1 protein-coding gene is annotated in these 448 nt (G+C 66.1%); it reads left to right on the top strand.

From position 1 onward, the window contains the following. Positions 1-448: recombinase family protein (locus WFJ47_RS16480; protein WP_336764452.1), on the top strand; the 448-nt coding region annotated here is incomplete at both ends.

Raw genomic sequence — 448 nt, forward strand, 5'->3', positions numbered from 1 at the left:
ACACGGTATGGCTATGCACGCGTCTCGACCGATGATCAGACGCATGATCCGCAGCTTCTGGCACTCGAGCGAGAAGGGGTGCGGGAGATCGTGCTCGACACGGTCTCCGGCGGGGTTCCGGCCGCGTCACGACCGGGGCTGTCGGAAGTGCTGGCAAAGCTGCAGCCGGGCGACAGTCTCGTTGCAGCGCGTCTCGACCGGCTGGGGCGGACCATGCTCGACGTCATGGGGCTGGTGGGCAGTCTTGTGGAACGTCAGGTGCGGGTGAGGCTTCTCGATGTCGGGATCGAGACCGGCACGGCAAACGGGCAGCTCTTTCTGACCATCCTCGCCGGGTTTGCCGAATTCGAGCGCGAGATCATCCGGGAGCGTACAAGGGCAGGGCTAGAGGCAGCACGGCGTAGCGGGGCACGGCTGGGACGGCCTGCGCGGTTGACCGAAAGGCAGC

The sequence above is a fragment of the Asaia sp. VD9 genome (assembly GCF_037150015.1).
In the GTDB taxonomy this organism is placed as follows: Bacteria; Pseudomonadota; Alphaproteobacteria; order Acetobacterales; family Acetobacteraceae; genus Asaia.